We start from the raw sequence: 21,291 nt of genomic DNA on the forward strand, positions 1-21,291 counted from the left end.
ACCGGGGGCGCCGGTCCGCTCGGTCACATCGAATCGGTCACATCGAAGAAACCGGCAAAAGGTGGCAGAGTGGCTCTATGGTTGATCGGGGAGCGCCGCCCGCCGCCCCAGCGCCGCCGGACGACTGGCCCGCTCGCCCGGAGCTCATCCACGCCCTCCACCGCACGGGCACCTTCGACTGGGACCTCGTGAGCGGACGGCTCCACCTGGACCCGGTGGCCCTCGACGTCCTCGGGATGCCGCCCGAGGAGTTCCACGGCCGGATCACCGACCTCACCGGTCGGCTGCCCCGCCCCGACTCCAGCCGGCTCGACGCCGAGGTCTCCCGCGCCCTGAAGGAGGGCAGCGAGAGCTACGGCGTCTACTACCGGGTGCGCGCCGACGACGGCACCCTGCGCTGGACGTACACCCAGGGCCTCATCCGGCGCGACGAGCACGGCAGACCCCAGCGCATCGTGGGCCTCGTCCGGGACGCCGGCGAGGAGCTCGGCCGGACCGGGCCGCGCGAGCGGGACCTGGAGCGCCACCACCAGACGACCGTCGTGGAGACCATCACCGCCGCCCTCGCCCACGCCCGCACCGTCCAGGACGTCATCGACTTCTTCAAGGACGCCCAGGCCGTCGAGCACCTCGGCTCCGACCTGCTCGTCCTCGGCCTCGTCGACGCCGGCCGGATCCACCTCGTCGCCGAGGGGCCCTCCGAGCACTTCATCCCCGGTACCCGCTACACCCGGATCGACGACAACTTCCCCATGAGCGACGTCATCCGCACCCTCAACCCGCGCTTCATCGAGTCCCGCGAGGAATTCGCCGCCTGCTACCCCTGGCTGTGGGAGCGCATCAAGGACATCGGCATCTCCTCCGCCGCCTACCTCCCCCTGGTCGCCCAGGCCCGCCCCATCGGCGCGCTGGGCCTGCTCTACCGGGAGACGCGCGGCTTCACCCAGCAGGAGCGCAACCTGTTCATCGCGCTCAGCAGCAGCCTCGCCCAGAGCATCGCCCGCGCCATGCTCTTCGACCAGGAGCACGACATCGCCGAGGGCCTCCAGCAGGCCATGCTCCCGCGCCGCATCCCCGACATCCCCGGCGCCCAGATCGCCGTGCGCTACCGCTCGGCCCGGATGGGCCGGGACATCGGCGGCGACTGGTACGACGCCATCCCGCTGCCCGGCGGCCGGGTCGGCGCCGTCATCGGCGACGTCCAGGGCCACGACACCCACGCCGCCGCCGTCATGGGCCAGCTGCGCATCGTCCTGCGGGCGTACGCCACCGAGGGCCACGCCCCCGCCACGGTCATGGCCCGCGCCTCGTCGTTCCTCCACGAACTGGACACCGACCGCTTCGCCACCTGCACCTACGCCGAGGCCGACCTCGCCACCGGCGTCGTGCAGCTGGTCCGCGCCGGCCACATCGACCCGCTGCTGCGGCACACCGACGGCACCGTCCGGCGGCTGCCCGTCTCCGGCGGTCTCCCGCTGGGACTGTCCGCCGAGTTCGGCCGCACCGCCTATCCCGTGACGACCGTCGAGCTGGACCCGGGGGAGACCCTGATGATGTTCACCGACGGCCTGGTCGAGGAGCCCGGCGCCGACCTCGACGAGGGTGTGCAGCAGCTCGCCGACGCCGTCCGCGAGGGACCGTACGACCTCCAGAAGCTGGCCGACCTGCTGTGCAACATGATCGGCGAGCGGGCCGGCGAGGACGACATGGCCGTCCTGCTGCTCCGCCGGCACGGACCGGCCGTCCGCGGCGGCGGCCGGCTCCAGCAGCACATCGCCCCCGCCGACCCCGAGGCCCTCTCGGCCGGCCGGCACATGATCCGCGCGGCGGTACGGGCCTGGGGCGCCCGGGAGCGTTCCGACGAGATCGAACTGGTCGCCGACGAACTGGTCACCAACGCCCTGCTGCACACCGACGGGGCGGCCGTGGTGACGATCCGGATGATGCCCGGCCCCGAACGCCGGGTCCGTGTCGAGGTCGAGGACAAGTCCAGCAGCCTCCCGCGCCGCCGGGAGCCCGGCGAGGCCGGCGTCTCGGGCCGGGGGTTGCTCCTGGTCGAGGAGCTGACCGACGTGTGGGGCGTAGAGCCGCGCGGCACGGGCAAGTCCGTCTGGTGCGAGTTCGTCGTGCCCGACCGGCACCACCCGGCCGTCTCCGGCAACGGCGACGGCGACCGGCCGGCCCCCGCGCCCGGCGGCCGGGGCCCGGCCTGAAGGCCACCGGGAAGATCGCGCGGGATTGCGCCGGGCGGTGATTTCGGGTGCACTGGCGCCTCACCCTGACGAACCGTCGGAAAGGCCCCCACCCGCCATGCCGATCCCCAGCAGAACCCGCGCCCCGCGCCGCGCCCCGCTGCTCCTGACCGTCGCAGCCCTGGCCCCCACGCTCCTGCTCACCGCCGGGGCCGGACCCGCCCGCGCCTTCGGCACCGTCAACAGCCTCGGCCAGCACGCCGAACACGAGCGGATCACCCGTGCCGCCCTCGCCTGCGCCCCCGGCACCCGCTCCGACGGCAGCTGCTTCGAACCCCGCTCCCTGGACCAGATAGCCGGCCACCAGGGCACCTTCGGAGCGGTCGGCGCACCGGACACCGACGAGATCCTGCGCCCCGAGGCGCACTGCGACAACGCCGACTTCCTCGCGGCGCCCGGCTACGCCCACAGCCGCGAGGAGGCCACCCGGCAGCTGCTGGCCTGCGTCGCCAAGCTCAGCGGCCGCTTCGCGGAGGGGGTCGACGCGGCCGGCGCGACCCTGAAGGCCGACGGCACCCCCGACGCGCGCGAGACCGACCTCGGCAAGGACTGCACCTTCAGCCTCGGGGTTCCCGGCCGCAACAAGTGCGAGGCCATCGAGGGGCTGGGCCGCGCCCTCCACGGCGTCCAGGACTTCTACTCGCACAGCAACTGGACCGACGCGGCCGCCTCCGGTCCCACCGGCAAGGACAACCCGCCCGGACTCGGCCTGCCCGCGCCCTCCCCGCTGCTCGCCCTGTCCACCGGAACGCCGCCCGCGGCGAGCGCCGTCCCCCGCGACCTGACCACCGGCTGCTTCTCGCTCGTCCCCCTCGGCTGCTCGAAGCGCGTCCAGCACTCCGCGCTCAACAAGGACAACGGCCTGATCGACCCGGTCACCGGCGCCGGCACCGGCCCCGGCACCCCGCGCGGCAAGGTGGCCGGCAACTTCGACCGGGCCGTCCGGGGAGCCGTCGCCGACACCCGCCGCCAGTGGGCCGACTTCCGCGCCGCCCTCGGCCAGCGGTACGGCAAGGACCGTGCCGCGACCATCGGTTGCGTCATCACCCACGACGACCCCGCCCGCGACTGCGCGCCCGGGCGCTGAGCCGGGGCCCGTTCACCCCCCGGCCACGGGCAGGACCGGGAAGAGGCCAAGGTCACAGCCGTTGCCCCTGCTGGGGGCGTGCCCGCTCGCCTAGCCTTCCCCCATGACGGTTCTGCCCGACGACGGCTTTCGGCTGGCCGCAGAGTTCCCGGACGCGACCCGCGAGCAGTGGCAGCGCCTCGTCGAGGGCGTGCTGAGCAAGGCGGGGACCGCGGCCGAGGGGCCGGCGGCCGAGGATGCGCTGGCCACCACCCTCCTGGAGGGGGTGACCATCCGTCCGCTGTACACCGCGGACGACGCGGGCGCCCTGCCCGGCCCGCCCGGCTTCGCGCCCTTCGTCCGCGGTGGCACCGCGGCCGGGAACGCCCTCACGGGCTGGGACGTGCGCCAGCACCACGGTGACCCCGACCCGCGCCGCGCCAACGAGGCCGTCCTCGCCGATCTCGAAAACGGCGTCACCTCCCTGTGGCTCACGGTCGGTTCGGCCGGACTGCCGGTCGACGCCCTCCCCGAGGCCCTCGACGGCGTCTACCTCGACCTGGCCCCCGTCGTCCTCGACGCGGGCGCCGAGTTCGAGACCGCCGCCCGGCGTCTGCTGGCCCTCCACGACGAGCGCGGCCTGCCGCGCGGCGCCGCCCACGGCAACCTCGGCGCCGACCCGCTGGGCACCCTCGCCCGTACCGGCGGCGACACCGACCCCGCCGGGGCCCTGGCCGCCGCCGCGGGGCTCGCCGCCCGCTGCCTTCGCGACCACCCCGGCCTCCGCGCCCTGACCGTCGACGCGCTGCCGTACCACGAGGCCGGCGGCTCGGCCGCCCAGGAGCTGGGCGCCTCGCTGGCCACCGGCGTCGCCTACCTCCGTACGCTCACCACCGCCGGGCTCACCGTCGACGAGGCCTGCTCCCAGCTGGAGTTCCGCTATTCCGCCACCGCCGACCAGTTCCTGACCATCGCCAAGCTGCGCGCCGCGCGCCGGCTGTGGGCCCGGGTCGCCGAGGTCAGCGGTGCCGCGCCCGAGGCCCGCGCCCAGCGTCAGCACGCCGTCACCTCCTCGGTGATGATGACCCGGCGCGACCCGTGGGTGAACATGCTCCGCACCACCATCGCCTGCCTGGGCGCCGGCGTCGGCGGCGCGGACGCCGTGACCGTCCTGCCCTTCGACGAGGCGCTCGGCCTGCCGGACGCGTTCGCCCGCCGTATCGCCCGCAACACCTCCTCGATCCTGATCGAGGAGTCGCACCTGGCCCGGGTGATCGACCCGGCCGGCGGCTCCTGGTACGTGGAGCGGCTGACGGACGAGCTGGCCCACGCCGGCTGGAGCTTCTTCCAGTGGATCGAGCGCACGGGCGGCCAGGCGGCGGCCCTGCGCGAGGGGCACCTGGCCAAGGCCCTCGCCGACACCTGGGAGGCGTACGGCGACAGGATCGCCAAGCGGCGCCACCCGATCACCGGCGTCAGCGAGTTCCCGCACCTGGACGAGAAGCCCGTCGAGCGCGAGCCCGCCCCCGCCGCGCCCTCCGGCGGGCTGCCGAGGGTCCGCCGCGACGAGGCGTACGAGGCCCTGCGCGCCCGCTCGGACGCCCACCTCGCCGCCACCGGCGCCCGGCCGCGCGTCCTCCTCGCGGCCCTCGGCCCCGCCGCCGCCCACACCGGCCGGGTCACCTTCGCCGCCAACCTCTTCCAGGCGGGCGGCATCGAGCCCGTGACCCGCCCGGTCACGGCCGAGGACGCCGCCGGCACCCTCACGGCCGAGGGCGCCACGATCGTCTGCCTGTGCTCCAGTGACGCCCTCTACGCCGAGCGGGCCGAGGCCGTGGCCGCGGCGCTCAAGGCCGCGGGGGCCACCACCGTCCTCCTCGCCGGCAAGCCCAGGGGCGAGCAGCGGGAGGCCTGGCTCCGGGCGGGGGTCGACGAGTTCGTCTTCGCCGGCGGCGACGCGGTCGCCGTCCTCTCCTCCGTCCTCGACCAGATGGGAGTGGCGTGATGTCGATCCCCGACTTCTCCGGCATCGACCTGGGGCCCGCGGCCGCCGCCCCCGACGACGCGGCGGCCTGGCGCGCGGCGCTGAAGGAGAGCACCGGCAGGAGCGTCGAGGACCTCCTGTGGGAGACCCCGGAGGGCATCGGCGTCAAGCCGCTCTACACCGCGGAGGACCTCCAGGGCCTGGACTTCCTCGGCACCTACCCGGGCATCGCGCCGTACCTCCGCGGCCCGTACCCGACGATGTACGTCAACCAGCCCTGGACCATCCGGCAGTACGCCGGGTTCTCCACGGCCGAGGAGTCCAACGCCTTCTACCGCCGCAACCTGGCGGCCGGTCAGAAGGGCCTGTCCGTCGCCTTCGACCTGCCCACCCACCGCGGCTACGACAGCGACCACCCGCGCGTCACCGGCGACGTCGGCATGGCGGGCGTCGCCATCGACTCGATCTACGACATGCGGCAGCTCTTCGACGGCATCCCGCTCGACAGGATGACCGTCTCCATGACGATGAACGGCGCGGTGCTGCCCGTGCTGGCGCTCTACATCGTCGCCGCCGAGGAGCAGGGCGTACCGCCCGAGAAGCTGGCCGGGACCATCCAGAACGACATCCTCAAGGAGTTCATGGTCCGCAACACCTACATCTATCCGCCCGGGCCCTCGATGCGGATCATCTCGGACATCTTCGCGTACACCTCGCGGAAGATGCCCCGCTACAACTCCATCTCCATCTCCGGCTACCACATCCAGGAGGCCGGGGCCACCGCCGACCTGGAGCTCGCCTACACCCTCGCCGACGGCGTGGAGTACCTGCGGGCCGGGCTCGGCGCCGGACTCGACGTGGACGCCTTCGCGCCCCGCCTGTCCTTCTTCTGGGCGATCGGCATGAACTTCTTCATGGAGGTCGCCAAGCTCCGCGCCGCCCGGCTGCTGTGGGCCCGCCTGGTGAAGCAGTTCGACCCGAAGAACACCAAGTCGCTGTCGCTGCGCACCCATTCGCAGACCTCCGGCTGGTCGCTGACCGCCCAGGACGTCTTCAACAACGTCGCGCGGACCTGCGTCGAGGCCATGGCCGCCACCCAGGGCCACACCCAGTCGCTGCACACCAACGCCCTCGACGAGGCGCTGGCCCTGCCCACCGACTTCTCGGCGCGCATCGCCCGCAACACCCAGCTGCTGATCCAGCAGGAGTCGGGGACCTGCCGGGTCATCGACCCGTGGGGCGGCAGCGCCTACGTCGAGCGGCTCACCCACGACCTCGCCCGCCGCGCCTGGCAGCACATCCAGGAGGTCGAGGCGGCCGGCGGCATGGCCCGGGCCATCGACGCGGGCATCCCCAAGCTGCGCGTCGAGGAGGCCGCGGCCCGCACCCAGGCCCGTATCGACTCCGGCCGCCAGCCGGTGATCGGCGTCAACAAGTACCGGGTCGACAGCGACGAGCAGATCGAGGTCCTCAAGGTCGACAACTCCTCCGTGCGCGCCCAGCAGATCGAGAAGCTCCGCCGGCTGCGCGCCGAGCGCGACGAGACGGCCTGCCGGGCCGCGCTGGACGCCCTCACCCGGGCCGCCGAGGCCGGCCCCGGCACCGGTCTGGAGGGCAACCTCCTGGCGCTGGCCGTGGACGCGGCCCGCGCCAAGGCCACCGTGGGCGAGATCTCCGACGCCCTGGAGAAGGTCTACGGGCGGCACGCCGGCCAGATCCGTACGATCTCCGGTGTGTACCGGGAGGAGGCAGGGATGTCGTCGGGGGTGGAGCGCACCCGCGCGCTGGTCGAGGCGTTCGAGCGGGAGGACGGCCGGCGGCCGCGCATCCTGGTGGCCAAGATGGGCCAGGACGGCCACGACCGCGGCCAGAAGGTGATCGCCACGGCCTTCGCCGACCTCGGCTTCGACGTCGACGTCGGCCCGCTCTTCCAGACCCCGGCCGAGGTCGCCCGGCAGGCGGTCGAGGCGGACGTGCACATCGTGGGCGTCTCGTCGCTGGCGGCGGGTCACCTCACGCTCGTCCCCGCGCTGCGCGAGCAGCTCCGGGAACAGGGCCGCGAGGACATCATGATCGTCGTCGGCGGGGTGATCCCGCCGCAGGACGTGCCCACGCTCCTGGAGATGGGCGCCGCCGCGGTCTTCCCGCCGGGCACGGTCATCCCGGACGCCGCCCACGACCTGCTGACGACCCTGGCCGGGGTCCTCGGCCACGAGCTGTGAGCGCCCATGGCCTCCCCCGTGCGCAAGGCCATTGACCTCGACGCCTACGTCAAGGGCGTGCTGGACGGCAACCGGGCCGCCGTCGCCCGCGCCATCACGCTGGTGGAGTCGCGGCGCGCCGACCACCGGGCGCTCGCGCAGCGGATGCTGACCGAGCTGCTGCCGCACGCGGGAGCGGCCCGGCGCATCGGCGTCACCGGCGTGCCCGGCGTCGGCAAGTCCACCTTCATCGACGCCTTCGGCACGATGCTCACCGGGCTCGGCCACCGGGTCGCCGTGCTCGCGGTCGACCCGTCCTCCAGCCGTACCGGCGGCAGCATCCTCGGCGACAAGACCCGCATGGAGCGGCTCGCCGTCGACCCGGCCGCGTTCGTCCGGCCGTCGCCCACCGCCGGCACCCTCGGCGGGGTGGCCAAGGCCACCCGCGAGACCATCGTGGTGATGGAGGCGGCCGGCTACGACGTGGTGCTGGTGGAGACCGTCGGCGTCGGCCAGTCCGAGACGGCCGTCGCCGGCATGGTCGACACCTTCCTGCTGCTCACCCTCGCCCGCACCGGCGACCAGCTCCAGGGCATCAAGAAGGGCGTGCTGGAACTGGCCGACCTCGTCGCGGTGAACAAGGCGGACGGACCGCACGAAAGGGACGCGAAGGCCGCCGCCCGCGAACTGGCGGGTGCCCTGCGTCTGCTGAGGTCCCCCGACGCCGCCTGGAACCCCCCCGTCCTGACGTGCAGCGCCCGTGAGAGCACCGGGCTGGACGTCCTGTGGGAGCGGATCGAGCAGCACCGGAGGGTGCTGGACGCCACCGGCGACCTGGCCGCCCGGCGTCGTGAGCAGCAGGTGGAGTGGGTCTGGAGCATGGTCCGCGACCAGCTCCTGGGCGAGCTCCACGCCCACCCCGGTGTCCGCCGGCTGGGACCCGGGCTGGAACAGGAGGTGCGCGAGGGGACCCTGACGGCGAGCCTGGCCGCCGAGCGGCTGCTGGACGCCTTCCGGTCGCCCCCGTGACCCCAGGGCGGCGGCGCGGTACGGGCCGGCCGCGCGCCATGACATCCTGAGCCGTCAGGTTCCGCCCGGGGCGGATCGGCGGATGTCCGGGATATCGAGGATGATGCAGCACATGAGACTCTGCTTCCTGGTGGAGGAGCAGTACCGGTACGACGGCATGCCGGTGGACGTGATCCGCCAACTCACCGCCTGGGGGCACCGGGTGGACGTGCTGCGCCCCGGCGGTTCGCTGCTGCGGCTCTCCGAGACGGTCCGGGCCGGCCGGCACGACGCCTGGGTCCTCAAGACGGTGTCGGGCGGTCCGGGGCTGGCCCTGCTGGAGAGCGCGGCGGCCGTCGGCCTGACCACCGTCAACGACGCCCGCGCGATACGCGGCGTCCGGGACAAGGCGCAGGCCGCGGTGATCGCCGAGTCCCGCGGCCTTCCCGTGCCGCCCACCTGGGCCGCGATGCGGGCCGAGGAGTTCGCGGAGCTCCCCGCGAGCGCCTACCCGCTGGTGGTCAAGCCCGCCGACGGCAGCTCGGGGCGCGCCGTGCGGCTCGTCCCGGACCCCGAACGGCTGGCCCTGCCCGGACCCGGCGCGGACGACGCCGCCCGCGGCGGCATGCTCATCGCCCAGCCGTACGTCCCCAACGCGGGCGTCGACCTCAAGGTCTACTGCGTCGACGGGGACCTCTACGCCACCGAGCGGCGCAGCCCGCTCCACCCCGACCACCCGGCCCGTGAGCGGCACGTCCCGCTGACGCCCGAGATCGCCGCCATCGCCGCCGAGGTCGGCGCGGTCTACGGCCTCGACCTGTACGGGGTCGACGTCGTCCTCGGCCCGGACGGGCCCGTGGTCGTCGACGTCAACGACTTCCCGAGCTTCCGGCAGGTGCCCGACGCGGTGGCCCGGGTGGCCCGCGCCGTCCTGCGCCTCGCCGGTGCCGGCCGGACGTCCCCGGTGCCCGCCCCACGGCGGGCCCCGGCCGCCGCCGCGCCGGCCGCGGGCGGCCCCGCATGAGGATCTGCCTGCTGACACCCGACCCCGAGCACCCCCTCCTGGCCGGCGCCACGACGCTGCTGACGGAGGCCCGGCACGATGTGGAATGGCTGGATCCGGGCCGGTCGGCCGGCTTCCCCGCCCCGGGCGGCCTCGCCGACGTCTACCTGCTCAAGACGCGCACCCCGCGCGCCCTGGCCCTGGCCCGCCACCTGGAGGAGCACGGCGCGCCCGTGCTGAACTCGGCCGCCGCCACCGAGCTGTGCCAGGACCGCACCGCCATGGCGGACGTCGCCCTGCGCGCCGGCCTGCCGTTCGTCCCCACCCGCACCGAGCCCTCACTGTGCCCGACCGGGCCGGAGGCGGAGCCCGTCTGGCCCGTGGTGGTCAAGAGCCGCCACAGCCGCCGCCACGACCTGGTCGCCCGCGTCGACGACGCCGCGCGCCTGCGCCGGCTGGCCGCGGCCTGGCCCGACGAGCCGGTGGTCATCCAGCCCTTCACCCCCAACAACGGCTGGGACCACAAGATGTGGGTGGTGGGCGACGAGGTCTTCGCCGGCCTCCGCCGGTCGGAACTGGCCGCCGGCGGCACGGACAAGCGCACCCGCACCATCGGGCTCGGCGACCTGCCGGGGGAGTGGCTGGACGTGGTGCGGCGGGTGGGCGAGGTCTTCGCGCTGGACGTCTACGGCGTCGACCTCCTGGACGCGGGCGGCGGCGCCCCCGTCATCGTCGACATCAACGCCTTCCCCGGCATCCGGGGGCAGGCGGGCGCCCCCGAGGCCCTGGCCGGCCTCGCCCTGAGCGCCGCGGCGGGGACCCGGCGGCCGCGCGTACCGGAGGTCCCCTGGCCGCCCGCGGCGACCGCGCCGAAAATCTGAGGCCAAGGCTCTCGCTGTCGGGCCGGTCCGGGCCGATACTGCCCACGCTCCGTCGTTCGTCCGCGGTACCGGAGGTGACCGGCATGCTTCACGGCATCGATGTCAGCAGCCACAACAGCGAGAGCTACCCCGTCGAGGGATTCGACTTCGTCTTCGTCAAGGTGACGGAGGGAACCTCGTACACCAACCCCAAATGGGTCGTCCAGCGCGACCGGGCCCGCCGCGCGGGCCTGGTCGTCGGCTACTACCACTACGTCACCCCCGGCTCCATGTCGGCGCAGGGCGACTACTTCCTCGGGAAGATCGCCTTACGCGCGGGCGACGTCCTCGCCCTCGACTGGGAACACCCCGACGTCTGGGGCCGCGACAAGGACCGCTGGCTGCGCTTCGTGCGCGACAGCGCGCCCGGCCACAAGGTCGTCCTGTACTGCAACCGCGACTACTGGTTCAACCGGGACACCACGAGCGACGCCGGTGACGGCCTGTGGATCGCCGACCCCGACCACGCCCCCGGCCAGCCGGCCGTCCAGCACCCCTGGACCTTCCACCAGTACAGCTGGTCCGGGGGCCTGGACCGCAACGTGGCCCGCTTCACCGACCGCGCGGCACTCCGGCGCTGGGCCGGTGCCGTGCGGGAGGGCGACTGAGGGCAGGGCTCAGCCCAGCACGGGCCGCAGCCCCGCCGGCCGTTCCCCGACCGGCAGATGCTCGACGAGACGCACGGCGCACCCGATCGCGGCGGCACCGCCGTCCGCGCGGGCGTTGTCCCCGACCATGAGGACGTCGCCGGGCGCCAGCCCCAGCGCGTCGCAGGCCGTACGGAACAGCCGCGGGTCCGGCTTCACCACGCCGTGCTCGTACGACAGCACATAGGCGTCCACCAGGTCGTCCAGCCCGTGCGCGCGGAACACCGGCCGGAGGTCCCAGCCGATGTTGCTCACCACGGCCGTCCGCACGCCACGCCGCCGCAGCGTGCCGAGCACCTCGGCGGCGTCGGCGTACGGGCGCCAGGCGGCGGGCTCCATGTGCCGGGCGTAGAGCGCCTCGTGGAGCCCCGCGGCGGGCAGCGGCACCGTGCGGGCGAGCCCCAGATAGGCGTCCCGGTGCGGCCCGGCACCCAGGTCGCGGCGCTCCCAGGCTCCGGCCAGGTGCTCCGGTATCCGGCGCGGGTCCGTGCCGCCGGGCTGCGCGCCGGCCTCCTCCAGCAGGGCGGCCAGCCGGTGGACCTCGGCGTCGTCCGCCGTGACACCCGCCCGGTCGAGGACGGTGCGCAGCCAGTCGGTGGCCGGCTCGACGCGGAAGAGCGTCCCGGAGAAGTCGAAGAGGACCCCCTGGATCCCCTGGACTCCCTGGACCCCCTGGACGCCCGTCACCGCGCGCGCCCCCGCGGCTTGAGCGGTACGGGTGGGAGGGCGGGGGCGTCGAGGCGGGGGCCGGCGTAGCCCTCCACCGCGCCGAAGCGGGAGTCGGCCGCCCAGTCCTCGCGGGCCCGTACGATCTCGTCGTTCGTGCGCGCGACGAAGTTCCACCACATGACGATCTTCTCGTCGAACGGCTCGCCGCCCAGCAGCATCAGGCCGGCGTCCGACGCGGCCCGCAGCGGCAGTTCGGTGCGGCCGCACCCCAGGTAGAGCATGGAGCCGGGCAGCACCGGGACCCCGTCGACGTGGACCTCGCCGGACATCGAGAGCACCGCGTACTCGAAGTCCGGTTCGAGCGGAAGGTTCGTGCGCGCCCCGTCCGCGAGCGTGATGTCGGCGCCCACGAGCGGGCTGTAGGTGGTGCCGGGCGAGCGCGTGCCGTCGAGGGTGCCCAGGATCACGGTCGCGCTCGCCCCGGGCGCCGTGACGACGGGCAGCCCGGCGTGGTGCTCGAAGTGCGGTGCCACGTGCCGGTGGGCGTCGGGCAGGGCCACCCACAGCTGGGCGCCGTGGAGGTAGCGGGGATGGGGGACGGGGCTCTCCTCGGAGTGGGTGATGCCCCGGCCGGACGTCATCAGGCCGAGCTCCCGGGGCCCCACGCGCTGGAGGCTCCCCACGCTGTCCCGGTGGAGCACCTCCCCCTCGTGGAGCCAGCTGACGGTCTGGAGGCCCATGTGCGGGTGCGGGGGCACCTGCATGCCGGGTCCGCCGGCGATGTCGTCGGGCCCGTAGTGGTCGACGAAGGCCCAGCCGCCGACCATGCGCCGGCCCAGGTTGGGCAGCAGCCGCCGGACGTAGGTGGATTCGCCGAGTGGCACCCGCTTGGGTTCGAGCAGTTCGTGAACCGGGCCGCCGGGAGTCCCGGCGCGGCCGCCGCACTGCGTGGGAGCGGGGTGCAGGTCGAGGTTGCTCATGGTGACAACGTAGCCGCACCGTGTGCGCCGCGGCGGGCCGGGCCCCCTGCGCGAGGCCGCCGGGGAGCGCGCGAGCGCGATGTCAATGTGGCGTCAGCGGGGCTTGATTGGATCGGTTTCCTTTTGGTCATTTACCCCAGGGGAGACCATGTACGAATTCAGTCATTCCCGCCTGTGCGACTACATATCCGAACAGGCCGACCACTTCGCCGACACGCTGCCGCGCATCGCCCACGACCGGGACATCGACGCCTGTCCCGGCTGGACCGCGGCCCACCTCGCCGCCCATGTGCACACGGCCCTCGTCTGGGCCGCGGGCCTCGTCACCAGCCCGGACGACGAGTTCCGGCCGCCGCACGCCTTCCTGCCGACCATGGCCGAGGAGCCGTTCGACCCCGCGGCGCCCTGGTCGTCCTACGTCGACGCGCTCGCCCGCGCCTACATCGGGGTGCCCTCCGGCGGGCGGGAGGCCGAGGAGCGGCTGGTGCCGCCGGTGGCGGAGTCCGCCCGAGCCCTCGTCACCGCGCTGCGCGCGGGCGGCCCGGACGCGCCCTCCTGGACGGCCTTCGGCGAGCACCGGGCCCGGTTCTGGGCCACCTGGGGCGCGCTGGAGATCGGCGTGCACCGCGCCGACGCGGACCTCGCGCTCGGCCGGGCTCCCCGGCTGGACCCCGAGGTGTCCCTGGACAGCCTGGACTTCTGGTTCTCCTCGCTGGACCAGCCGGGCGTCGCCGCCCTGCTCAACCCGCGCTTCGCGGACCTGCGCCGCACGGGCGAGCACATCCTGTTCCGCGCGGAGGACGGCTCGCCGGAGGGCGCCCGGGAGTGGCTGCTGAGGCTGTCCGACACCGGTCCGGGCCTCGTCGCGCCCGACGCGGGGCGCCCGGACGCCGTCGTGCGGGCACCGGGCGACACGCTGCTGCTCCTGGCCAAGCGCCGGCTGCCGGTCACCGCGCCGGGCGTCCGCGTCACGGGCGACGCCGGGCTGGTGGCGCACTGGCTCGACCACGTCCTCGCCTGACCGGGCAGGCCTGACCGGGCATGAGGAGAGCCCCCCGACCCGGCGGTTCCGCCGGGTCGGGGGGCTCGGTGCCGCCTGTGGCGTGGCGATCAGCCCTTGCGGGCGGTGATCTCCTGCGTCAGCTGCGGGACGACCTCGAAGAGGTCGCCGACGACGCCGTAGTCGACGAGGTCGAAGATCGGGGCCTCGGCGTCCTTGTTGATGGCGACGATGGTCTTGGACGTCTGCATGCCGGCCCGGTGCTGGATGGCACCGGAGATGCCCGCCGCGATGTACAGCTGCGGGGAGACCGACTTGCCGGTCTGGCCGACCTGGTTGGTGTGCGGGTACCAGCCGGCGTCCACGGCGGCGCGGGAGGCGCCGACGGCCGCGCCGAGGGAGTCGGCGAGGGCCTCGACGATGGTGAAGTTCTCGGCGCCGTTGACGCCGCGGCCACCGGAGACCACGATCGCGGCCTCGGTCAGCTCGGGGCGGCCGGTGGACTCGCGCGGGGTGCGGGAGACGACCTTGGTGCCGGTGGACTTCTCGCCGAAGGAGACGGCCAGCTGCTCGACCGTGCCGGCGGCCGGGGCGGCCTCCGGGGCCGCGGAGTTGGGCTTGACGGTGATGACCGGGGTGCCCTTGGTGACGCGGGACCGGGTGGAGTACGAGGCCGCGAAGACGGACTGCGTGGCCACCGGGCCCTCGTCGCCGGCCTCCAGGTCGACGGCGTCGGTGATGATGCCGGAGCCGATGCGGACCGCGAGGCGGGCCGCGATCTCCTTGCCCTCCGCGGAGGAGGGGACGAGCACGGCGGCGGGGGAGACGGCCTTGTACGCGGCCTCCAGCGCGTCCACCTTCGGGACGACGAGGTAGTCGGCGAACTCGGCGGCGTCGGCGGTGAGGACCTTCACCGCGCCGTACTCGGCCAGCGTCGCGGCGGCGGTGTCCGCGCCGGCACCCAGGTGCACGGCCACGGGCTCGCCGATGCGGCGGGCGAGGGTCAGCAGCTCGAGGGTGGGCTTGCGGACGGCGCCGTCCACGTGGTCGACGTAGACGAGAACTTCAGCCATGGATCTGCTCTCCTGCAGGTACGAAGGATCGGAGGGGGGAGGGCCGGGCTCAGATGAACTTCTGGCCCGCGAGGAACTCGGCGAGCTGCTTGCCGCCCTCGCCCTCGTCCTTGACGACCGTGCCGGCCGTACGGGCCGGGCGCTCCGTGGCCTCGTCGACCGTGGTCCAGGCGCCCCCGAGACCGACCTCCTCCGCCTCGATGCCGAGGTCGGACAGGTCCAGGGACTCCACCGGCTTCTTCTTGGCGGCCATGATGCCCTTGAAGGACGGGTAACGGGCCTCGCCGGACTGGTCCGTGACGGAGACGACGGCCGGCAGGGCCGCCTGGAGCTGCTCGCTGGCGGAGTCGCCGTCGCGGCGGCCGGTCACCGTGCCGCCCTCGACCTTGACCTCGGAGAGCAGGGTCACCTGCGGCACGCCCAGGCGCTCGGCCAGCATCGCCGGGACGACACCCATGCCGCCGTCGGTGGAGGCCATGCCGGAGACGACCAGGTCGAAGCCGACGTGCTCCAGCGCCTTGGCCAGCACCAGCGAGGTGCCCAGCGCGTCGGTGCCGTGGAGGTCGTCGTCCTCGACGTGGACGGCCTTGTCGGCGCCCATGGACAGCGCCTTGCGCAGGGCGTCCTTGGCGTCCTCGGGACCGACGGTCAGGACGGTGATCTCCGCGTCGTCGTCGGCCGCCTCCTTGATCTGCAGCGCCTGCTCGACCGCGTACTCGTCGAGCTCCGAGAGCAGACCGTCCACGTCGTCACGGTCGACGGTCAGGTCCTCGGCGAAGTGCCGGTCGCCGGTGGCGTCGGGCACGTACTTCACAGTGACAACGATCCTCAAGCTCACGCCGGCTCTCCTACTGCATCGTCTCTATCAAAGCTGCCTTGGCAGGCAGCATAGGCGCCTTGTGGGGGCGGACCCCGGCGGGTGCGGGCTGCGCCCCCGACCGGAATGTTACTCGTCAGTACATCGAGGGTGTCCGTCGAACGCAAGGCCGCTCGACTGTGATCTGCCCAACGCGGCGCGAGGGGATTCCACGACCCGGCGGAACGTTGGGACACCGGCGGTCGCGACGCGCCGCCGGGCGGGGGTCACGGCACGTCAGAGCACCGCGCCGAGCGCCGCGACGACGTCGGCCCGGCGCGGCTGTCCGGCGGCGCGGCGCACCTCCCGCCCTTCGGCATCGAGCACCAGCGTGGTGGGCGTGGCCCGCACACCGAGCGCCCGGACGAGATCCAGCCGGGCCTCCGCGTCGATCTCCACGTGCGCGACGCCCTCGACCATCGCGGCGACGTCCCCCAGGACGCGCCGGGTCGCCCGGCACGGCTGGCAGAAGGCGCTGGAGAACTGCACCAGCGTCGCCCGCGCCCCCAACTCCGCGCCGATGTCGGCGGCGTCCAGCCGCACCGCCCGTGTCTCCTGCCCCCGCACCCCGGCCCCTTCCGGTCACTCGTCCCACGCCCGTCGCGCGACTGTCCGGTTTCCAGGGTGCAGCACGCCCGGAAGCGGGGAAATTTCCCGACGTGACGAGGATCTCCCGGTCCCGGGTGCCTCCCGGCTGGATCGGGGGACGGACGTTCGGGCACGATCTGGCAAAACCCTACGTTCGCGTAACTTCAGCGTTTCAGCCGGGAGCACCCTCCCCAGGCCGGAAGGATCTTCCCGTAATGGCAGAGCTCGTCTACCCGCCGGTGATCGGTTTCGCCCGCACCATGTTCAAGGCGCTGGACCTGCGCTTCGACATCCAGGGCGGCGAGCACATCCCGCAGCGGGGCGGCGCCGTGCTGGTGAGCAACCACATCGGCTACCTCGACTTCGTCTTCTGCGGTCTCGCCGCCCGGCCCGCCAAGCGCCTGGTGCGCTTCATGGCGAAGGAGTCCGTCTTCCGGCACAAGGTCTCCGGACCGCTGATGCGGGCGATGAAGCACATCCCCGTCGACCGCGCCGCGGGCGCCGGAGCCTACGACCACGCGCTGTCGGCCCTGCGCTCGGGCGAGATCGTCGGCGTCTTCCCGGAGGCGACGATCTCCACGTCGTTCACCCTGAAGAACTTCAAGTCCGGCGCGGCCCGGCTGGCCCAGGAGGCCGGGGTGCCGCTGGTGCCGATGGCGCTGTGGGGCACGCAGCGGCTGTGGACCAAGGGCCGCCGGCGCGACCTCGGCCGCAACCACGTGCCCGTGACGATCCGCGTCGGGCAGCCCGTGACGGCCGATCCGGCCGAGTCCGCGGTCCGGACGACCGAACGTGTCCGCTCCCGGGTCCAGGAGCTCCTGGAGTCCGCCCAGCGTGCCTATCCGGTGCGGGCCGACGGCCCGGCCGACAGCTGGTGGATCCCGGCCCACCTCGGGGGCACGGCCCCCACCCCGGCCGAGGCCCTGGCGTCCGAGCGCCGCTGAACCCACGGAAACGGGAGCGGGGGGGGGGGGGGGGGGGGGGGGGGGGGGGGGGGGGTTTTTTTTTTTTTTTTTTTTTTTTTCCCCCCCCCCCCCCCCCCCCCCCCCCCCCCCCCCCCCCCCGGGCCCCCCCCCCCGGGACCCGTACCGGCAGCGGCGACCGTCAGCGCAGGTGCGCGGTGTCGTTCAGCAGGCGCACCGACGCGTTGCCGTCGGCGTAGTAGGCCACCGCCGACAGCGAGGCGGCCGACAGCTCCATCCGGAAGAGGGACTCCGGCGGGGCGCCCAGGGCGAGCCGGACCAGCGTCTTGACCGGGGTCACATGGGTGACCAGCAGGACCGTGCGGCCGGCATAGCGGGCGAGGAGCTTGTCGCGGGTGACGGCCATGCGGCGGGCGACGGCCGCGAAGCTCTCGCCGCCGCCGGTGGGCGCGGCCTTGGAGGAGGCGAGCCAGGCGTCGAGGTCCTCGGGGTGGCGCTCCTTGACCTCGGCGAAGGTCAGGCCCTCCCAGGCGCCGAAGTCCGCCTCGCGCAGGCCCTCGTCGACGCGGACCTCGAGGTTCAGCGCCCGGGCGACGGCCTCGGCGGTCTCCCGGGTACGGCGCATCGGCGAGCTGACGATCGCCTGGATCGTGCCGCGCGCGGCGAGCGCGGCCGCCACGGCCGCGGCCTGGCGACGGCCCGCGTCCGACAGCTCGGGGTCGGTGCCGCCGCTGCCCGAGAAACGCTTCTGCGGGGTGAGGGCGGTCTCGCCGTGGCGCAGCAGGACGAAGGTCGTGGGCGCGCCCATGTCCGCCGCGGCGCCCCAGCCGACGGGCACGGCCTTCGGTTCGGCGAGGGGCTCGGCGAGCGGTTCGGCGACGGGGGCGGCGGCCGACGCCGCGACGGCGAGGCCCGCCGACGAACGGCCCGGCTCCCACTGCCTGCCCGCCGCTCCCGCGTCCATGGCCTCGTTGGCGAGCCGGTCGGCGTGCTTGTTCTTCTCGCGCGGGATCCACTCGTAGGAGACCTGGCCCGGGGCGAGGATCCGCCGGGCCTCGGCGGCCAGCGGCTTCATGTCCGGGTGCTTGATCTTCCAGCGGCCGGACATCTGCTCGACGACGAGCTTGGAGTCCATGCGGACCCGGATCTCGGCGTCGGGGTCGATGGCCTTCGCGGCCTCCAGCCCGGCGATCAGGCCCTTGTACTCGGCGACGTTGTTCGTGGCCGTGCCGATGTACTCGGCGGCCTCGGCGAGGGCCTCGCCGGTGACGGCGTCGAGGACGACCGCGCCGTAGCCGGCGGGTCCCGGGTTGCCCCGGGACCCGCCGTCCGCCTCGACGATGAAGCGATGTGCCATCCGGGTCTACAGGCCCGACTCGGGCGTGCGGACCAGGATGCAGCTGCAGTTCTCGCAGCGGACGACCTCGTCGGTGGCGGCCTTGCGGACCTCGTTGAGCTCGGTGATGTCGAGCTCCAGACGGCAGCCCTCGCAGCGGCGCTGGTAGAGGCGGGCGGCGCCGACGCCGCCGGAGCGGGCACGGATCTTGTCGTAGAGCTTGATCAGGTCGGCCGGGACGGAGCCGGCGACGACCTCGCGCTCCTTGGTGACGGTGGCGACCTCGGCGTCGATGGTCGCGAGGGCGGCGTCGCGGCGGGCGACGGCGTCGTCGACCTTGGCCTGGACGGAGGCGACGCGGCCGGTCAGCTCGGCGGCGCGCTCGGCGGCGGCCTCACGGCGCTCCATGACCTCGAGGACGACGTCCTCCAGGTCGCCCTGGCGCTTGGCGAGGGAGGCGATCTCGTGCTGGAGCTTCTCCAGGTCCTTGGGGGACATGCCGGCGCCGGAGTCCAGGCGCTGCTGGTCGCGGGCGGCGCGCTGGCGGACCTGGTCGACGTCCTGCTCGGCCTTGGTCTGCTCGCGGGCGCAGTCGCCCTCCTCGGTCTGCGCGGCGACGAGCAGGTCGCGGTGCTGGGCGAGGTCGCCCTCGAGGGAGGTGATCTCGGCGTGCTCGGGGAGGCTCTTGCGCTTGTGGGCGAGCTGGGTGAGGCGGACGTCCAGGGCCTGGAGATCGAGGAGACGGATCTGGTCGGCGGGCGCGGCGTTGATTTGGGGGCTCCTGTTAGTGGTTGTGGGTGGAGGACGCCGCGTGGGCGGTCCAGGGGTCGGTGACCGTTCGCGAGACGTGGGTGCGCAGGCCCCAGCCGTGGCGGTCGGAGATCTCGTCGAGCTGGGCGGCGGCCTGCTCGGTCCAGGGCCATTCGGTGGCCCAGTGCGCGGCGTCGACCAGGGCCAGCGGGCTGTGCTGCTGGGCCTCGGAGGCCGGGTGGTGGCGCAGGTCGGCGGTGACGTAGGCGTCGACGCCGGCGGCGCGGACGTCGTCGAAGAGGGAGTCGCCGGAGCCGCCGCAGACCGCGACGGTGCGGATGGTGCGCGTGGGGTCGCCGGCGACACGGATGCCCTGGGCGGTCGCGGGCAGCCGCTTGGCGGCGCGCTCGGCGAAGTCGGCCAGGCTCATCGGCGGGTCGAGCTCGCAGACCCGGCCCAGGCCCCGGCGGCCGGAGGGGTCGCTCGGGTCGGGCACGAGGGGCCCGGTGACGCGCAGGTCGAGGGCGCCGGCGAGGGCGTCGGAGACGCCGGGGTCGGCGCTGTCGGCGTTGGTGTGCGCGACGTGGAGGGCGATGTCGTTCTTGATGAGGGTGTGCACGGCGCGGCCCTTGAAGGTGCCGGCCGAGACCGTCGTCGTGCCGCGCAGATAGAGCGGGTGGTGGGTGACGAGCAGGTCGGCGCCGAGGCGCACGGCCTCGTCGACGACCTCCTGTACGGGGTCGACGGCGAACAGGACCCGGCGGATCTCGGCCTCGGGGTCGCCGCAGACCGTGCCGACGGCGTCCCACTGCTCTGCCCGCTCCGGGGGCCAGAGGGCCTCGAGGGCGGCGATGACTTCAGACAGTACGGGCACGGGGAAAGGCTACCTTCCCTCGTGCCCACGGTTCGCTGACGCGTGCCGCCCCCGTTTCCCGCCCCCGTTTCCCGCCTCCGTTTCCCGGCCGGGGGCTACTTCTTCACGAGGAAGCCGCGGAGGTCGTCCAGGACACTGTCGGCGGCGGTGACGCCGAGGCCGAGGTACCAGGTCTCGTCCTTGACCATCTCGGCCTGTCCGTTCCTGACCGCGCCGAGGTTCTTCCACAGCGGGTTGTCCTCGGCGGCGTTCCGCTTGGTCTTCTCCGGGTCGCCGTAGACCCCGGTGAAGATCCAGTCGCCGTCGGCCTTGTCGATGTTCTCCGGGCTGATCTCGACGGCGAGCTTGTCGACGGCCTGGATCTTCGGGCGGGGCAGGCCGGCGTCCTTGAGGATGGTGCCGATGAACGACTGCTGGGCGTACAGGCGGGTGAACTGCGGCATGTAGCGCACCATGCTGATGGCCGGCTTCTTCTCGCCGATGTCCTCGCCCAGCTTCCTGGCCTTGGCCTCGTAGGCCTCCAGCTGCTTCTTCGCCTCGGCGGTCCTGTCGAGGGCCGCGGCGTTGAGGAGGTAGTTCTGCTTCCAGGTGAAGCCGGGGCGGATGGAGAACACCGTGGGAGCGATCTTGGAGAGGTCCTTGTAGCTCTTCTCCGCGCGCAGCTTGCTGCCCAGGATCAGGTCGGGCTTGAGCTCGTTGATGGCCTCGAGGTTGAGGTTGTTGATGGTGCCGACGCTCTTGGGGTCACCGGCTTCCTTCTTCAGGTACGCCGGGATCTCCTGGCTGCCCTCGCTGGAGGCCCAGCCGACGGGCTTGATGCCGAGGGAGACGACGTTGTCGAGCTCGCCGACGTCGAGGACGACGACGCGCTTGGGCGCTTCCTTGATCTCCGTCTTCCCCAGCGCGTGGGTGACGGTGCGCGGGAACCGGCCGGGCCCGGCGTCGGTGCCGAGCTTCGCGGTCTCCTCGGCGGCCGTCCCGAAGTCCTTGCCGCCCTGCGCGACGGCCTTGGAGCCCGCTCCGCCGTCCTTGCCGGCCTTGTCCTCCCCGTCGCCGGACGCGCCACAGGCCGTCAGGACGAGCGCGGCGGCGAGGGACAGGGCTGCGGCGGCGCTGCCGCGGCGACGGAGAGACATGGGGGCTCCAGGGGTGGTGCGGTGG

Annotated in this window: 19 protein-coding genes; 10 read left to right on the forward strand and 9 right to left on the reverse strand. The window is 73.8% G+C overall.

Translation table 11 applies throughout. The features are described from left to right. Positions 1-77: 77 nt before the first annotated feature. The 8 genes from AC07BS_RS08370 to AC07BS_RS08405 all read left to right on the forward strand — a co-directional run bounded on the left by AC07BS_RS08370 (position 78) and on the right by AC07BS_RS08405 (position 11,042). Complete coding sequence (locus AC07BS_RS08370) at positions 78-2,213, forward strand: SpoIIE family protein phosphatase (protein WP_478647586.1); 2,136 nt, start codon at positions 78-80, stop codon at positions 2,211-2,213. 97 nt (positions 2,214-2,310) lie between these two features. After that, a complete protein-coding gene (locus AC07BS_RS08375; protein ID WP_478931028.1) occupies positions 2,311-3,339 on the forward strand; it encodes a CinY protein in 1,029 nt (342 codons plus the stop codon). Positions 3,340-3,442: 103 nt separating this feature from the next. Beyond that, positions 3,443-5,323, forward strand: coding sequence for a methylmalonyl-CoA mutase family protein (locus tag AC07BS_RS08380; RefSeq protein WP_478931030.1), 1,881 nt, complete (start codon positions 3,443-3,445; stop codon positions 5,321-5,323). After that, complete coding sequence (scpA, locus tag AC07BS_RS08385) at positions 5,323-7,524, forward strand: methylmalonyl-CoA mutase (protein ID WP_478647580.1); 2,202 nt, start codon at positions 5,323-5,325, stop codon at positions 7,522-7,524. The genes AC07BS_RS08380 and scpA overlap by 1 nt, the downstream gene beginning before the upstream one ends. Before the next feature lie 18 nt (positions 7,525-7,542). Further along, positions 7,543-8,532: a methylmalonyl Co-A mutase-associated GTPase MeaB gene (gene meaB, locus AC07BS_RS08390; protein WP_478647578.1), complete on the forward strand. Its 990-nt coding sequence runs from the start codon at positions 7,543-7,545 to the stop codon at positions 8,530-8,532. 112 nt (positions 8,533-8,644) lie between these two features. After that, entirely contained in the window at positions 8,645-9,535 is an 891-nt protein-coding gene (locus tag AC07BS_RS08395) for an ATP-grasp domain-containing protein (RefSeq protein ID WP_478647577.1), read from the forward strand. After that, positions 9,532-10,395, forward strand: a complete 864-nt coding sequence (locus AC07BS_RS08400; RefSeq protein ID WP_478931033.1) for an ATP-grasp domain-containing protein — start codon at positions 9,532-9,534, stop codon at positions 10,393-10,395. The genes AC07BS_RS08395 and AC07BS_RS08400 overlap by 4 nt, the downstream gene beginning before the upstream one ends. 83 nt (positions 10,396-10,478) lie before the next feature. Next, positions 10,479-11,042: a glycoside hydrolase family 25 protein gene (locus tag AC07BS_RS08405; protein ID WP_478931035.1), complete on the forward strand. Its 564-nt coding sequence runs from the start codon at positions 10,479-10,481 to the stop codon at positions 11,040-11,042. A gap of 9 nt (positions 11,043-11,051) precedes the next feature. On the opposite strand, the gene AC07BS_RS08410 is transcribed toward AC07BS_RS08405, so the two are convergent. Together AC07BS_RS08410 and AC07BS_RS08415 are read right to left on the reverse strand one after the other, a co-directional pair. Beyond that, positions 11,052-11,732 (reverse strand): HAD family hydrolase, encoded by a 681-nt coding sequence (locus AC07BS_RS08410; RefSeq protein WP_478647699.1) that lies wholly within the window; start codon positions 11,730-11,732, stop codon positions 11,052-11,054. A gap of 32 nt (positions 11,733-11,764) precedes the next feature. Further along, positions 11,765-12,730 carry a pirin family protein gene (locus AC07BS_RS08415; protein ID WP_478931037.1) on the reverse strand — a complete coding sequence of 322 codons (966 nt, stop codon included), beginning with the start codon at positions 12,728-12,730 and terminating at the stop codon, positions 11,765-11,767. Positions 12,731-12,878: 148 nt separating this feature from the next. On the opposite strand from AC07BS_RS08415, the gene AC07BS_RS08420 reads away from it, so the two are divergent. Further along, the gene (locus tag AC07BS_RS08420) at positions 12,879-13,751 is read left to right on the forward strand and encodes a maleylpyruvate isomerase N-terminal domain-containing protein (RefSeq protein WP_478931039.1); all 873 of its coding nucleotides are present in this window, start codon (positions 12,879-12,881) and stop codon (positions 13,749-13,751) included. 89 nt (positions 13,752-13,840) lie between these two features. On the opposite strand, the gene AC07BS_RS08425 is transcribed toward AC07BS_RS08420, so the two are convergent. From AC07BS_RS08425 to AC07BS_RS08435, 3 genes are all read right to left on the reverse strand, one after another. Next, entirely contained in the window at positions 13,841-14,803 is a 963-nt protein-coding gene (locus AC07BS_RS08425) for an electron transfer flavoprotein subunit alpha/FixB family protein (RefSeq protein WP_478647569.1), read from the reverse strand. 49 nt (positions 14,804-14,852) lie between these two features. Continuing rightward, a complete protein-coding gene (locus AC07BS_RS08430; RefSeq protein WP_478931041.1) occupies positions 14,853-15,641 on the reverse strand; it encodes an electron transfer flavoprotein subunit beta/FixA family protein in 789 nt (262 codons plus the stop codon). A gap of 255 nt (positions 15,642-15,896) precedes the next feature. Further along, positions 15,897-16,226, reverse strand: coding sequence for a TlpA family protein disulfide reductase (locus AC07BS_RS08435; protein ID WP_478647566.1), 330 nt, complete (start codon positions 16,224-16,226; stop codon positions 15,897-15,899). Positions 16,227-16,462: 236 nt separating this feature from the next. Here AC07BS_RS08435 and AC07BS_RS08440 point away from each other — a divergent pair, with 236 nt between their 5' ends. Further along, positions 16,463-17,191, forward strand: coding sequence for a lysophospholipid acyltransferase family protein (locus tag AC07BS_RS08440; RefSeq protein ID WP_478647564.1), 729 nt, complete (start codon positions 16,463-16,465; stop codon positions 17,189-17,191). Positions 17,192-17,351: 160 nt separating this feature from the next. Here AC07BS_RS08440 and AC07BS_RS08445 read toward each other — a convergent pair whose 3' ends face one another. From AC07BS_RS08445 to AC07BS_RS08460, 4 genes are all read right to left on the reverse strand, one after another. Continuing rightward, entirely contained in the window at positions 17,352-18,527 is a 1,176-nt protein-coding gene (locus AC07BS_RS08445; protein WP_478641262.1) for a bifunctional RNase H/acid phosphatase, read from the reverse strand. A 6-nt stretch (positions 18,528-18,533) separates the two neighbouring features. Next, the gene (locus AC07BS_RS08450; protein ID WP_478642067.1) at positions 18,534-19,277 is read right to left on the reverse strand and encodes a zinc ribbon domain-containing protein; all 744 of its coding nucleotides are present in this window, start codon (positions 19,275-19,277) and stop codon (positions 18,534-18,536) included. A gap of 13 nt (positions 19,278-19,290) precedes the next feature. Further along, a complete protein-coding gene (locus AC07BS_RS08455; RefSeq protein WP_478641263.1) occupies positions 19,291-20,130 on the reverse strand; it encodes a Nif3-like dinuclear metal center hexameric protein in 840 nt (279 codons plus the stop codon). Between the two features lie 95 nt (positions 20,131-20,225). After that, on the reverse strand, positions 20,226-21,266 hold the full coding sequence (locus AC07BS_RS08460; protein WP_478931045.1) for an ABC transporter substrate-binding protein: 1,041 nt from the start codon (positions 21,264-21,266) through the stop codon (positions 20,226-20,228). Between the last annotated feature and the right edge of the window lie 25 nt (positions 21,267-21,291).

The organism is Streptomyces sp. NPDC044063, from assembly GCF_056434285.1.